Here is a 15,970-nt window from a genome sequence, read left to right as displayed (position 1 = left end):
CATTACTGTGTCAATGCTATTTGTTGTATCTGCTCCATAGGAAACCAACCATATGAAAGCCCATCGCTCGGAAACCCGAGCGATGGGCTTTTTAGCACTGGTGCCTTGGAACGATTAATCTTTAATCGTAAATTTCATTTTAATCGGCTGCTTCAATTCTTGTCCATTCCTTGATCTCACTGATTTATTAATGTATAGAAAATAGGTTTCTCCATTTAAATATCCACCTTCAGGAGCTTCTACTTTCAAGGATTTTTGATCGGCAAGAAGTGATACCTTTAGTGAATCTATTTTTTGCAAATCATACTGTACATAAATATTCGTATCGTTAACAGTCGTTTCATCAAGTTCATGCGTGAAGTGAATTGTCCAATTATGATGAGGATCGATATTCGTTTTTTCCTCCCAATTGTTATAATGTAACCCCTCATCTAACTTTGTTAGGTAAGCTGATGAAATATAATAATCATTTACTTTTCCATCGGTTGTTTTCACCGGATACCATACGAACTGGTTTACGCTATTTGTATTTAGATCATATGTAAAATCTCCTGTGATAATGAGTACCGTATCTTTTGGAAGCATTATACCTGGTTTAGCAGTACTGGGCTCCGGCCGGATATTCACATTAGTCGTCACCATAACTTTGTCTCCACGTTTCAAAGAATACGCTGAAAGATGGGGAGTATCTGGCAAAATATACGACTTCTTTAAGAAATCTATATTTTTATTGCTGTTTGGATCGTATTGAAAATCATCTGGGCTAAATGGAAACTGGGCCAGCTTAATGCTGCTTAGAAAGCTGGATTTTTCAATCAGAGCGAAAACTTTTTCCTGATAAGCATCTATATTTCTTGCACCGGTTAGTTGAATGATTGGACTGTTGACAGGTTTAGTGCCATTGTAAGCCATTACAGGAAAGTACCAATTTTCAATGACTTGTCTACCGGCGCCTTTTATGCTCGGAAGATCTGTTGCTGTGCGGTCATACATGTCGTTCAATATTTGAATGCCGGCGTTGATATTGTAGTATATATCGTTTTTCAACCTTTCTTGATTGAAGGATGGCTGATTGGTAATTTGCATTAAACCAATGCCGTTGTCTGCGGAGATAATTGGTTCACCGTTCTCGGTGAAGTGTTTCCAGCCACCGCTTTCTTTTGCCGCCACCGCTTTCACAACTTCAGGAGGAATTTCCGCATCCAAAGCCGCGTTTGTAAGTAAGCAGTTCATATGTTGATACGAGGGATTTGTATTAGGTTCTATATCCCCATATTTTTCACACTTTGCTGTCCATGTGAACTCCGCATGTGCTTGTCCAGAAAATAAACCGATTACCAAACAAGTGAACACAACAACCCTAAACAAGTGTAGTTTCAATTCTATCAAACTCCCATCGCTTTATTAAACAACTTTGATTATCATACTACTATATTGGTACAAGCGTTGCTAGGAGCTCAGTAATCCAGGAAAAACTATGAAAGTCATATAGTCCCTAGAAATATATTTGTTACTGAACAGTAAATTGAAGTTTGTAGTTTGAATTCAAAAAATCACCAGCCTCATTAGTGATTTTATTTGATAGTACTAAATAGTAATCGCCATATTCCCATGTAGTGCGTGGCTCAACTGTTAGTTTACTATTGTCAGTTAAGTTTAAAGAAACGCTATAAGTTTCGTTTGGAACAATATTGAAGTTTTTATTAAAAATAATAATAGACTCTTCAAAGTTATTATTGCTAGAAAGTGTATCGTTAAATGTAACCGTGAATACTTTATCATTTCCTACAATCATTTTCTTGAACTCGACAGGATTCGTTATAGAGAGTCGTCCAAATATGGTTTTATATCCTAAATGACTACTAACTTGGTTTGCTGCCATTTCCAGATTAATTAATCCCTCTCCGTAATATACATCTTTACCTGCATCGCCGAGATCGACGGTGGATAATTTTAGAAGTTCTTCTCGTTCGGCACTGGTGCTATGTGGAAGAAGTGCTTTAATCATTGCGAGAGAACTAGCAACCATTGGCGCAGAAAAGGAAGTACCGGAGACTGTAGTATAAAGATTATTCAAATCAATTGTAGTAATCATATGGCCAGGTGCTACAAAATCTACTCCTTTATTATATGTTGAAAAGTTAGCAATTTCGTTCTGCTCATTAATCGCTCCCACAGAAATTACATTCAAATAATTCGCAGGATAAATTGGTTCATTCGTACCCAGCGCCGTGTTTCCAGAAGATGCAACGACATTTATATTTGCTTTTACGGCTTTTTGGATGGACATATTTTCTAACATCGAATAACCTGTTCCTCCAAAGCTTAAATTCAATACATCTGCACCATTTTCAATTGCATAGTCAATTGCCCTAATCGAATCATATACGGTGATTGACCCACTGAAGTTTGAAGCTTTGATAGGTAACAGCTTTACATCAAATGGACCAGTTACCCCATCAATCCCAATATTATTATTGTAAGTTGCTCCAATAATGCCGGCAATCATAGTCCCGTGTCCATTGTTATCAGAAACGTCGTTATTATAGTTGATAACATTAAAGCTTGGCAAAATAATTTGTTCCGACAAATCTTCATGTCTTTTTGTTATGCCAGAATCTATAATGGCAATCGTTGGCGTATATACTTGTAGCTTAGATAAAGGCCAGAAAGTCGCGGCTTGTAAGTTTTCAAGCCACCAATGTGAATTGCTTTCCTTATATGGATCGATATCATCTGAATCAAAATAACGATAATAATTATATTCAACGTAAATATTATCCTTTGTTAGCTGTTCCTTTATATTCTCAATATCCACTGATGGTGGAAATGTTAATAATTCCACATTAGTCGTTAAAGTTTCGGTAGTATAGTACGAACTAATATTGAGATTTGAGGCAGTTTCGTCAGTAAAGACTAGTAATTGGTTGGGTGTATAATTTAAATTTTTTTCTGCACTGATTGTATTAAAGGGAATTATTAATAACAATAAACTTATCATTAATATTTTTTTCAATAGCATCCTCTTCTTTCAAAATAGTAATGAAATGACAAAAAGTATACAGAGAAGTAGGATGAAAAAAGGGATCGTTCTACTCTTCATCCTTTTGATGTCAATATTCTCTTTAGGTGAAAAATGTTTAACACGGTCATGAAATAAGGGTTTTGGATCAATATTGCAATGTATTAAGTTCTCTAGAAATTGATAGAATTCCTCGGGTGATTGCAAAAAAACTGAATCAATATAAATATGTGGGGCTTTCATTTTTAGTAAATAGCCAATTTGATAAGCATCTTTTGCAAAAGCTGTATAAGGGATGTCGATTTTTTGACCTTCTTTTGTATAAAGTACGAATGATAAATGTCTCCTTGTTTTACTAGTCTCAGACTTATAAGGAGCACCAACCTTTATTACGAATGCATCTAAATCTTTATAAAAATAATGTTCTGATTGTAGTCTTTTGAGGGTAACTTTATTATCTTCAAAAGAGATAGACCTTAAATTCCCTTTTACGATTAACTGAACAAAAAAGAAATAAATAATCAAAAAAAGAAATATTTTAGATAATAAATCAATCTCTATTAGTTCTCCTAATAGAATTATCATTATAATGGGGCTTATTAATGATAGTAAGACCAGGTGTAATATTTTATCCTTACTGTAAAATAGAGTATTCGTAATAATCCTCTCCTCCTATTAATTTTCCGGAAATAACCACACAAATGAAACTTTTCGTTCAAAACCGACTGTTCAAAAGCTATTCTTTATTATACTATATACCTAGGGGGGGGTAAAATTGGGAAAAAAGATTTTTATCAAATTAGGTGCATTCTTTTTATTCATCACTTTATTCTTGTTTTTAGCTCCATCATTTAGCCAAGCTACTGCGAATGATTGGAAAGAACATCCAGAACAACAAAATGTCTCACTGAATAAGCAATGGACCATTAAGTTCAGAGACAACGTTGATATTTCTTCAATAAAAGAAAGCAGTGTTTACGTTGAGGATAAAAATGGGAACAAGGTGCAAACAGAAGTTTACAGAGTGAACAATGGCGATACACTTATCGTAAATGCGCCTAAGGAAGGGTATGCTCCTAGTGAAAAATATACATTGTATATAAGTGAAGATGTATATTCGGCAAACCAAGTAATGTTAAAACAAAAAACAAAAATGGATTTCTATACTTCTACATCTACTGAAAACAGCGATGAGTTTATAATAAGGCAAGAGAGTAATAATGATGTAGTTTATACAGAAGGTACCGTGGTTATAGATACTCAAGCCTTAGACTCACTAGTACCTACTCCATATGAAGAAAATGAATTTACATTTGTAAATCCATCTTCGAACTTATTAAACATTGGAGTTAATCAAGTTATTATCCTGCCTGCAACAGTAGAATATCCAAACGGCTGGGCGAAAAAAGTAGTGAATATCTCCAGAAATAACAATCAAATTACTATTTCGACAGTCGAGCCTTCTATTGAGGAAGTCTTAGTCGATGTAGATTTTTCTCAAACAATTGATATTACTCAAGAAGATTTAGTTTTAGATCAATCTGTTCATCAAAATATTTTAGGTATGTCAACAACAACGGATGGCAGAGAAATTTATTCACTTCGAAACTTACAAAGCAATACTATAGGTACAATTGAATTTGGTGGTGGTTCGAATCCATACATTTCATTTAGCGATGTTGAAATTTCGATGCCCGATTCAGATAAGACAGTCATAATAGGTGGTAAAATTCAATTAACGGCGCCTAAAATTCATTATGATACAAAATGGTTATCAGTTAATCGTTTAGAATTAACAAGCGGAATTGCGACTAATTTAACAGCTAAATTCCAAACTTCATCTCAGGATTTTATCGATAAAAAAATTCCGTTAGGTCCTTCTATTCCAGTAACAGCGGGTGGTAAAATTGCGGGAGCAAGTGTACAATTCTTCCTTGCTGTCAGTGCTTCCGGTGAAGTATACCTTGAATATGAAGTTTCTAACAGTGCACATTATAATGTCGGTGTTAAAAAAACGGACGGTAAATGGAGCGCTTTCAATAAATCGGTACTTCAAGCTTCATCTAACCTGAGTGCGTTAACAGGTTCTTTAGAAGGCTCAATCGGACCTGGTATTAATCTTGATGCAGAAGTTCTACAATTTACACTAGGCGGTATTGATGTAATTGCTGCTTACAAAATTGGCTTAGAGGGGGAAGTTTCTGCAACGAAGTTCTGTTATCGAATCAGCCATGATATCTCATTGTGGGGAGAAGCCCGAATAGGTGATGAAGACGATGGTTTGTGGAATGTTAATCTTCCATTACTCACAAAAAATCTTGGGTTAGTTTCCAAGTGTGGTTTAAAAGATTTATTAATCAACTCAATTACAGTAGAAGCAGGTCAAGAAAAAACGTTAGCGGTTAAAGGTATCGATCACGGTCAACGTATTAAAACAATTGAATTACCAAGCGACAATATTACATTCGAATCAGAAGATCCAAGCATTGCAGATGTTACTATTTTTGGTAAAGTGATTGCAAAGTCAACGGCAAATGGGAATGATACTACTTACATTAAAGTAACTTATGATAATGGTGAGGATGAAGTCATCACAAAACGTGTAAAAGTAGTTGTAACTGCAGATGAAGATGGAATTCCAACAGCGCTTAAAGGTAAAGTGTTAGAAAGTAAAACTTCAACACCTTTAAATAATGTAAAAATTATTGTCACCGATGAGAATGGTAATTATGTAGCCGACACCTTTACTTCAGCTGAAGGTGACTACAATTTAAGCTTAACACCAGGACAATATAAATTAGCTTTCGTTAAGGATAATTTTAAAAGATTAGTTGTAAATGTTGAAGTTCATGAAGGTTCTGATCAACAAACCATTTCTATTAACACAGTGTACTTAACAGGCTCAAATGAGTTGGACGTAGGTACTGTATCTGGTGTAATTATTGATTCGGTTGACGGCAGCAAAATCGCCGATGCGGATATTTTCTTTAGGGAAGGCAGCAACGATATAGTAGGAGAAATTAGCTTTTCAACTTCAACGGATGCAAATGGCGAATACTTTGCAACATTACCAGCAGGCACTTACACAGCACAAGTATTCAAAGAAGGCTATGTATCTGGACAATTTACAGTAGTGGTTGTTGAGCGTGAAGATAAAACTAATCAAAACTACACAATTAGTAAATTATTAAATGCTTCAGAAATTCGTGTCATACTCACATGGGATCAGTATCCTCGAGACCTAGACTTACATTTATGGGGTCCAGGTAGCAATGACGAAACGTTCCATCTTTATTGGAATAAAATAAATAATGATAGCTTTATTCGGGAAAACGGCGCTTCATTAGACCGAGACGATAGAAGTAGCTATGGCCCAGAAACAATTACAATTAGCGAAATTAAAGATGGAATTTATACGTTCCAAATTCATGATTATTCAAATATGGACTATGGAAATAGTAAAGCCCTATCATTGTCCGGTGCAAAAGTAGCTGTATACTTTGGTGATTCAACAGTACCGGTTCGCGAGTTTTCCGTACCTTATGACGTGCAAGGTACTTATTGGAAAGTGTTTAATCTGATTGGTTTAACAGGTGAAATCATCCCCGTTAACGAAATCACAAATTCACCAGGCTTTTTAAACGAAGTAAAGCATGATAGTTTAAATGAAGTAGAAATAGGCTTCTCAATGCACAGGTAGTTTACCCTTCAAAAATAGACCGTAGACAATCCGCCAAAATCGGAATTTGTCTACGGTCTTTTTATTGATGAAGTTCATAAGTTATAGCTTAATAATCACATAATCCTACCGATAAAATAAAGAGGTACATTACAAAATTCATAAGTAAATAAAGAATCTAGTATACAGGAAGGATGGGAAGTCATGCAGATCGACTCGACTACAAAGAATAATGGAGGTACACAAACGTGAAGAAAAAGAATAGATTGAACATCTTTTCAGTTTTCGCAGTGATTGTTGCGATCGGACTCGTGACATTCGTTTTTAATGCAAAAGCAGCACTGACTTCCGATAGAAAGCCATATGAATATGACTTTAAGGAAAGCGCATCCGTCTACAATAGTTTTACAGGTGCGAAAGAATTAGAGATTACATTCGACAAAAACATTGCGGACGGCGATTTAACAACTCAATACGCTGGGAAAATAGACGTTTTCCAATTGGTCGATGGGGCTCCACAATCCTTGCCGATTATTAGAACAGCAGTCGCATCTGGCAATAAATTAACGATTACTTTTAAAAACCTTGAATACGTCGATTACTCCAAAGGGATGCAATTTAAAGTAGTCATCTCAAGAGGGGCACTCTATTTTGACCAACTAACGGATTATGAATTCCCATTTGAGTTTCATGACCTGCTTCCAGGCTTCAAATCGGTATTTGCTACGCCTGGAAAAACAGAGCTGATTAACACAAATATTTTCAAAAACAATGCACCACGCGATGTCATCCTGTACTTGCCGAAACTACATATTAATAAAATTGAAACGATCCACCGTCGTAATGGCGTGACAGAGGAAGAAACAAACAACCCTGCATTGACAAATATTGACGTTTTGACGGATCCTGCAGCAACAAGGTTAAAGGTAAAGTTTGATGGTTCCTCTCAACACGATCGTGACTTAGATCGCCGAACTGATTTGCAAGGATTTTCTATGGGACAAGCTGGGATTGATGCAATGATCTGTACGGACAGCAAAGAAGGAAAAGTGTGTAATTCTGCCGGTAGGGAATTTGCATTATCTGCATTTGATCAATTTGGCAGAAAGCTGACAGAGCGCTCTTTCAAAGTGAAAGTGAAGCCGACAGCAGAAGGAAGCACCCCTTCGAAAAATGAGTTTACAATGAATGACTATATCAAAACACCGGATAAAGCTTTTGGGCAACAAAAAACTCTCTATGATGTAATGTCAGACGCAAAGCTGTCAAAATCCGTTTTTGAACAGCTGCCGGTTAGTGAGTATAACAAGATTGGGGTCATCTATTCATTAGGAGATACAATCTCCGTCTACAATGAGGAACAGTTGATCATGGCACTCGAACATCCTGGCTTTAAGACAATTAAAATTGAAGGCAGCATGGATCTGAATGGATTGCCAAACGACACACTTACAATCGATCGAAGCATCACCCTGGAAGGTAAGGGACAAGTCGCTAATACATTCATCGGCAATGTCGTTCTAGGGAAAGGACAAGACATTGAAGTACGCCTTCGCAATATGAAAATCGACGGGAACTTGACGGTGGATGTCGGTGACAACGGAACGGCCATTTTGGAAGATACGACGGTTACTGGCACGACAACAATAACAAGTGGCGGCTCCAATTCAATCTATCTGTATGGCTTTACTTCTCCATATGGACTAGCTCTTGAAAACCGTAACCCTGTCCGAATCGTGAACTCGGATACAGTGAAAAAACTCGATGTTCAGCTCAGTGGAACTGGCGAAGTGACATTGGAAGGTGAATATCGTGAAGTCACATTATTCCAAGGAGCACACTTGAACTTTAAAGGAACAACCAAAATTGGTGTATTAAAAACCGCTCCGGGTGTCGCAGCAACAGATATCATATTTACAGGTTCAGGTGGGTCAGTTGAAATCAATGAAACCGGAAAGGAATTGCCTTCAAGCGCACCTGGGGAAATGGAAGTTGTCGAATTGTTATACCCAAGTGCATTGATTAGCAATGCTAGCGACTGGAGTACTCTAGGCGTTCAACTTTACTTTGACACACTGATGGATAGTGCTACGGTTTCTTCCATCACAAATTGGCAGCTAGTAGGAAATGAATTTGCGTCTGAAATCAATGTACGGATTGACACCATCGGCAATCTATTCATTGAAGGATTGCCGCTAGAAGAAGCGACAAAGAATATTGTCATCGAGGGCTCAGTGGCTAACAAAACATACAGAATCACTATGCCGATCACGGTTGAGAATTGATATAGGGGGCAATCCGATTGTTGAATCGATTGAAAGAAAAATACATTGTCATCACGATGATACTGATCCTCCCCTTGCTTTTGCCTTTTGCGCAGCAAGTAGATGCTTATGGGATTATCAATCACGAAAATGTCGTGGATGCAGGAAAGAATCATTTTATCGTTTTGAAGGAAGATGGCAGCGTATGGAGCTGGGGCAATCATACGTATGGCCAATTAGGTGCAAAAGTAAGTGAGGACTCTGTTAACCCGTTACCTGTACAGAAATCAGACGGGAATCGATTGTCGAATATCGTTGCAATTGCAGCTGGAGGAAATCACTCTGTCGCCCTAGATGCATCGGGTAAAGTTTGGACATGGGGAAGCAACTCCTTTGGGCAGTTGGGTCATAGTCCAGCAAATATAAAGAACGCTGCCCCGACTATCGTCATGGATTTGCCTAAAATTGTTGCAATTGCCGCAGGGGATAATCATACATTGGCGGTAGATGAAAGCGGAGTTGTCTGGTCATGGGGCAGGAATGCTTACGGTCAGCTTGGCTATTCAACTAGTGCAATGTCTTCGATTACTCCGAAAGCCATTGCAAATTCGAATGGTTTTTCGGATATCGTAGCAATTGAGGCGGGGGCAGAGCATTCGGTTGCCTTGAAACGGGACGGTACTGTTTTTGCATGGGGTCGCAATACAGTTGGTCAACTAGGAAATGGAGAAACAACTGATGTCAATACGACTCCAATGAAAGTTTCCGGATTGGTCGACATTGCGGAAATTGCCGCAGGCGATAATCATACGCTTGCTTTAAAGCAGGACCGTACGACAGTGTGGGCATGGGGCTCCAACTCTTATGGCCAACTTGGAGACGGAGGACGCGAAACGAAACTTCGACCGATCCAAGTGCAAGGTATCCAAAACGTGACAGCAATCACGGCAGGTGATAACCATACCATCGTCATCAAAGAGGATGGCACTGTCTGGACATGGGGCAGAAACACGTCTGGTTCAGGATCCTATCGGACAACTCCTATCCAAATAAACGGCCTGAATAATGCAGTAGCGATCGGTGGAGGGGGAGAAGCAGACAGCTTCACCCTCGCGGTAGCGGCGGATGGCTCCGTATGGAAATGGAATAAAGCATCATCTGACAGTACGACAAAGCTACCGATCTTCCAGAAAGTATCCGGTATTGATGATGTCATGAAATTGGACGAATTTCCATTCGTCCAAGGCAATCAAGTGTTGTTCCGCTATATCGGGAATTCGGGAACTGGAGATGTCAAAGTAAATGGCAGTTTCAACGACAATATTGACCTTCCGATGATCAATAAAGGCGGGAATGTATGGGAGCTTCAAGTTGAGCTACAGCCGGGCGAATTCCTTTATGGATTCAAAGTAAATGGAACTTGGACAGTCGATCCGTTGAACCGGGACAAGATGATTGATGATTTCGGAAGAACGTTCAGCGTGCTAAAGGTGGACCCGTATGCATCAGTAGGGCCAATCATTGATAATAAAGAAGTGACCTTCACGTATAGCAGCTTCGATGCGATCAATTGGTTAGAATTAGACGCGAAAACGGCATCCGTTTCAGTAGCAGGGAACTTCGGTGAAAATTATCATTGGATTGAAATACCGTTAATCAAACAAAAGAATAATATTTGGAAACTGACTAGAACTCTTGCACCGGGCGATTACTATTATTCCTTCTTTGTAAGAGATTCTCTTACAGGAGCTGTTCCTGAGAAACGAAATGATCCGTTGAATAGCGGACTTCAAACAGATTCACTTACCGGTATATCGCGAAATACATTTACTGTCTCAGAAGAAGTTCTAACTAAAATTCCAGTGTCGGGCATCAGTTTGAACAAAGGTCCTGATCTTGACTTGATGGTAGGGGAACAAGAAACTGTTGCTGCATACATTAGCCCTGCAAATGCGACGAATAAAAACGTAAATTGGGTGTCAAGCAAACCTTCTATTGTAAGTGTGGAAGCAGGCAAATTGACAGCTCACTCCAAAGGGACAGCAGTCATTACGGCATCCGCAGTCGATGGAGGAAAAATGGCCACCTTGACTGTCACTGTTCATCAACAGCCTAACGCAGTTTCATTCCCCCGTGTCGGATTTAAAGAATTTAAAGCAAAAACGGGGGTGGCACCGACGAAGACATGGTATGTAAAGTTTGGCAAAGAGCCGGAAATGAGTTCTATCAATGAAAAAAATGTTTATATTCTAGATGAAGCAGGCAACAAGTTCCCGATCGGTTATCAGTTAGGTGCTAACAGTACGCTTGAAATCCATCCGCTTAGTTCATACACATATAAACGCGGGGCAACGTATTACTTGTTCATCGAACCGACAGTGAAAGCGAAGTATACGAATGAGAACATAAAAGAACCTGTACAAATGAAATTCCAAATCGAACTATAACAAAACAGCCTTTCAATTGGGACATCCAACTGAAAGGCTGTTTATTATTTATCTTACTGAGAATATGAGCTTCGTCGGTTGCTTCAGGAACTCTCTCTTTTTCGTATCGCCTTTTAACTCCTTATCAACCCATAAGGTGTATTGCTTACCCGATTGATACAGTTTGTCTGGCACGACAAAAACGGATTTGCCATCTTCGCTTCGGGAAAGTGAAATCTTGACTTGTTTGCCGGTAGCATCATCTGTCAGTCGGATTGAGTTCGAGTGAAGGGTTTTCGGGTCCACTTTCGCATTGAAAGTAATCTCCCAGATCTTATGGCGCTCCACTTTCTGAATCTCTTTCTTCCAAAGGGTTGCAGGCTCCTGTTCAATTCCTCGAACTAGACTAACCATCTGGTCTTGAACTACGAATGTATACAACTCCTTCGAATCTGTTGTCACCGGAACATTTTCATATTCGCTCCACTCAGATAGTCCAGACAATGCCCCATCAAGTACATAACCACCGGAGGAACTATCGACATTGCTGCTTTGGTCAAAGCGTACGTTCCGGCTGCTAGTAGTATAATAGACAGTTCCAGTGGACATATCAGGTTGAATACTATAAGCAACAGTGCCATTTTGATATACTTCCGAGAAATATGGGCTGTTCAATGATTTCACTAATGCATATGTTCCAGGTTCTGAAATCATGCCAATCATATTATCTTCGCCGTATCTTGTTGGTTGAATAAAAGCGTAAAGTTTTCCGTTAATCCGGCTAATCTTTGCAAAGCTCATCAATTCGACTGCTGGCAATTCGATTTCAATCGGTTGCATAAAGCGTTCCTTTTCCCCGCCCCAGCCGATTTCAATCGCGTATGGCATTTTCTTCGACCATTCGGGATCGTTGAATTTTGATAAAGAGCTAGGATCGACTTTTCGAATAGTAAGGTTTGTCGTCGGGCTTTCCTTCATATTGATGGAGGAAATATGAATAATTTCATCATCCGCCATATAACTGATCCCTTTTTCAACAGCAATCGACTTTTCTGCTGAAGTTAAAATAATTTGTTGGGATTCGCCTGTCAGATGAATATTTTTAATTTGGGTTCCTTTCCAAAATGAAGATCCGTTTCTCGCAACAACAACTTTTACCGTATACGTTTTTGCTTTCTCACTTCCAGTTATAGAAAGCGAATAACGGATAGGGTCAGTGAAATCTTGTGCGCTCACACCGCTAATTTGCTCCTTGTCATCGACTGTAAAGATGGCATTCGAATTTTCGTCCTTCTCAATCTCAAATGAAGCTTGTAAATCGGTAACATCTGTACCTGTAGGAACAGTTACAAGGACTTCGCCAGTAGATTGATTAATGACTCCAAAAGTATTCAAGGACGGGAAACCGAAATTTTTTAGTAAAGCAATTTCTGCCGCATCCCCATAAAGACTGACATTCACAGGGTTGGAAGGTGCGCTTTCGATGCCATTAACAGTTTGTGTCACATAGTAAGCTAAGCCAGCACGCACATCTGTAAATTCTACCGCAGTTTCGTCAGCGGCTTTTTTCGATGCCATTAATTGATCATAAGCGTTGTACAAGTTGACGACAGTAGATGGATGCTTAAAGATTCCTACTTCAGTGTCGGATCCAATCGTTATCGTATTTGTACCGACCTTGCTCATCGGTTGCAAAGGTTTTGGCGGTGAGACGGTAACTGTCCGAATCTTATCATCGGCTGCTGAATTACGGTTTTGTGCTTTTACACTATACGTAATTGTATACGTACCTGGTGAAGGGAATGCGTTTATGCAATCGGGATCAGTGCATATATCCGGATCGATAGTCCGTTCGATTTTCCCTGTCAAATCCCCTTCCAAGTAATCCGATGCAGTCGCGCCTGGATCTTTGAATAAATATAGATCCAAAGTTTTTTCGTATTGATAATAAGGAAGTTGTTCCTCATTCCATACAAATGACAATTTGTCAGGACCTTCTAATGTGATGTGTGGGCGATCGGTATCAATGACTTCTACGATATTTGACGGTCCACTTTCGAACGTATTGACCGTTTGTGTCACGTAGTAGGTACCTGGCTTGACGTTTTTAAAAGTAAACGTCGTTTCGAGAGGTGTCACAAAGGCGGATTCTATTTCCTTTGTATTCTCGGTAACACCAGCAGTAGACAGTTCATACAAAGTCACTTTTGTCCGATTGTTCGCAGTTCCGGGAAAAATGTTTTTCACGCCCACTTCTCCCATATCAGCTGTACTTCCGATTGCGGTCACACTTTTTGGTGACACGATGACCGTACGCTTGTACAATTCTTTTACGACATCCGGATCATTTTCCGTCCAAGCGAAGTTGCCTGCTTGATCTCGTGTATTATAACTAACAACATACAGTCCCGGCTTTGATGTATCGATCACATCTCCGCCGATTAAGATGGGCAAATCTCCAGATGTGTCTACATTATCCGTCGCAGTCGCACCCTCTTCTTTGTATGTGTCACCAACGACTAATTTAATTGTTTTCTCTCCGTTTACCTTCAAACGTGGTGGAGTCGTATCTTTTACTTCATATCGAAGGGAAGGCTTACTCTTCACGTTATTTAATTCTTGGATGACATAATAATTCCGTCCGACGGGCACACCTGAAATCGTATAGATGGCTTCATTCGAATCTGTGATTGTTTTAATTAGAGTATCAGGTTCTTGATAAAGATATAGAGTCGCTTTAGGTATGGCGTTCTTTACAATGATATCTCCTGTTGATCGTTGATTTGGCACAGGAGAGTTTTCTGGTGTCGTATGCACAGCCTGCATTTCAATGACGTTTGGCAGAACAGTGACAATCCGCTCTGCTGTTGATGTATTGCCTTTAGAATCAGTTGCGGTATACGTGATGATATATACACCGGGTGGATTATAATGCTTTCCATCTGCACCCACTTCAGCCGGAATCGTCGTTGCTGCACAAGTGAGATTCTGATCCTCATTATCAGTTACAATACAGCCGGGTTCTACATACAAATTTGGATACGTCACTTCATGATTCGTAGAACCGACGAGCGTAATTGCTGGGGCTTCCTGATCAGCAATTTCAATTACTTCGTCTTGATAATCACTTTCGAGTCCGTTTTCAACTTGCTTAATATAATATTTGCCGGAACTCAATCCTGTAAAAATGTATCGATTCAGATCGGTTACTTTTCCTTCTTTCACTAATGTCGTTCCTTTATATAGAAGTAACGTATTCCCGGCTTTCGTTCCGGTCACTTCCAACTCTCCATCCGTGTTGAAAGGGCCACTATGTTTCAAAACCTTCACAGTCACCTTATTCGGATAGATTGCAAGGCTTTCAGAGAATGCGCTTTCTGCCCCTCTGACAGATTGTTTCAATTGATACCCTTTTGCTACAGGAAGGTCATGGAATACTGCCTGACCAGAATTATTGATTTCTACAGATTGCGGGAATTGCTTCACTGTAGGATTGTAGAGTGTTACTGTAGCACCGACAATCCCTTTTTTAACAGTAATAGAGTTGATGCCTTTAATCGTTTCAATATCTACTGGTGCAGGTGGTAGAATTGTATAATCGGCAGATGTCTTTGCTTCGCCATCTTTTTCAGCTTTTACAAAGTATACTCCTGGTGTCAAATCTGTAAATTCAAAACGTTGATTTGCACTGTCGCTCGTTTTCCTGCTTCCTACTTGTTCACCGTTATCCCGATAATGAAGGGATATATCCAAATTTGCTTCATTGACCGTGACGGCTATAGTTCCATTTGTGGAATCAAGTGAAATGCTGCCAGGGAAGCTTTCGGCTGCCATTATGATAGGGGATGGTTGTATCGTGAACAAAGTTAAAAATAGAATCATCAATATATGAATCGTCTTTTTCATTAGGTGAACCTCCTCATTCTGTCACTTCAAAAACTTGTTCTTCTAATAATTTACCGTTCTTGTCATATGCTTTGATGAAAAGCTCGTCCCCTGCAGCCAATCCTTGGATACCTCTAGAGAAACTAGTCTTCCCAGATCCAATCATCGGCTGTTCAACACCGCCATTCACAGATATTGTTAGCGATGTAACGGTTGCTTCTGTCTGCACCTTTACGTTTGTTGCGAGTGGATTAAGTTCCGCTTGAATGACATGAATATAAATCCCTGTATATATAAAGTCTTTAACAACATCTTCCTTCAAGGGCTTCCCTTCAGCTGAAGTGACTGATTTCGAAACGGTCAACCGATAATTCGTTCCAATGGCATATCTTTTCTCAGGTTTCACTATAATCTTTTCCAAATCGTCCGATATAGTTAAAGAGACAGGATGATTTTCTCCGGAAGGAGTCGTTATGTATACATGATCAGGTCCCATAGATTCTGAATCGATTTTTTGACTGAAACTAATGGTCCAAGGTTTTTCTGGATCATGTGTCGATTCCGATGTAAAACTTACTGCGTGTGAAGAGGCGGTAATCGTAAAGGCGAAAAGTATAGATAGCACTACAATAGTTATTTTTTTCAAGATAGTAGACTCCTTTAAATAGTGTAAATACCTAAATATAAATTTTCA

7 protein-coding genes are annotated in these 15,970 nt (G+C 39.1%); 3 read left to right on the top strand and 4 right to left on the bottom strand.

Going from position 1 to position 15,970, the window contains the following annotated elements; translation table 11 throughout:
- Nucleotides 1-114: 114 nt before the first annotated feature.
- Nucleotides 115-1,380 carry a transglycosylase SLT domain-containing protein gene (locus ACR65H_RS00940; protein WP_440498180.1) on the bottom strand — a complete coding sequence of 422 codons (1,266 nt, stop codon included), beginning with the start codon at nucleotides 1,378-1,380 and terminating at the stop codon, nucleotides 115-117.
- 130 nt (nucleotides 1,381-1,510) lie between these two features.
- Nucleotides 1,511-3,016, bottom strand: a complete 1,506-nt coding sequence (locus ACR65H_RS00935) for a S8 family serine peptidase (protein ID WP_440498179.1) — start codon at nucleotides 3,014-3,016, stop codon at nucleotides 1,511-1,513.
- Nucleotides 3,017-3,797: 781 nt separating this feature from the next.
- Between ACR65H_RS00935 and ACR65H_RS00930 the strand changes: the two genes are divergently transcribed.
- From ACR65H_RS00930 to ACR65H_RS00920, 3 genes are all read left to right on the top strand, one after another.
- The gene (locus ACR65H_RS00930; protein WP_440498178.1) at nucleotides 3,798-6,722 is read left to right on the top strand and encodes a carboxypeptidase regulatory-like domain-containing protein; all 2,925 of its coding nucleotides are present in this window, start codon (nucleotides 3,798-3,800) and stop codon (nucleotides 6,720-6,722) included.
- A gap of 227 nt (nucleotides 6,723-6,949) precedes the next feature.
- Nucleotides 6,950-8,986: a hypothetical protein gene (locus ACR65H_RS00925; protein ID WP_440498177.1), complete on the top strand. Its 2,037-nt coding sequence runs from the start codon at nucleotides 6,950-6,952 to the stop codon at nucleotides 8,984-8,986.
- A gap of 17 nt (nucleotides 8,987-9,003) precedes the next feature.
- Nucleotides 9,004-11,412, top strand: a complete 2,409-nt coding sequence (locus ACR65H_RS00920; protein ID WP_440498176.1) for an RCC1 domain-containing protein — start codon at nucleotides 9,004-9,006, stop codon at nucleotides 11,410-11,412.
- A 48-nt stretch (nucleotides 11,413-11,460) separates the two neighbouring features.
- On the opposite strand, the gene ACR65H_RS00915 is transcribed toward ACR65H_RS00920, so the two are convergent.
- Nucleotides 11,461-15,297, bottom strand: coding sequence for an immunoglobulin-like domain-containing protein (locus tag ACR65H_RS00915; protein WP_440498175.1), 3,837 nt, complete (start codon nucleotides 15,295-15,297; stop codon nucleotides 11,461-11,463).
- A 13-nt stretch (nucleotides 15,298-15,310) separates the two neighbouring features.
- Nucleotides 15,311-15,922 carry an Ig-like domain-containing domain gene (locus ACR65H_RS00910; protein WP_440498174.1) on the bottom strand — a complete coding sequence of 204 codons (612 nt, stop codon included), beginning with the start codon at nucleotides 15,920-15,922 and terminating at the stop codon, nucleotides 15,311-15,313.
- Nucleotides 15,923-15,970 lie beyond the last annotated feature (48 nt).

It is taken from the genome of Sporosarcina sp. SAFN-015, from assembly GCF_059415085.1.
Note: the sequence above shows the minus strand (reverse complement) of the source record. Positions and strands in the feature narration are given on the sequence as shown.

Bases quoted from the DNA above. Each gene is read 5' to 3' on its own strand.
- ACR65H_RS00915 (WP_440498175.1), bottom strand. From the start codon at position 15,297: ATGAAAAAGACGATTCATATATTGATGATTCTATTTTTAACTTTGTTC.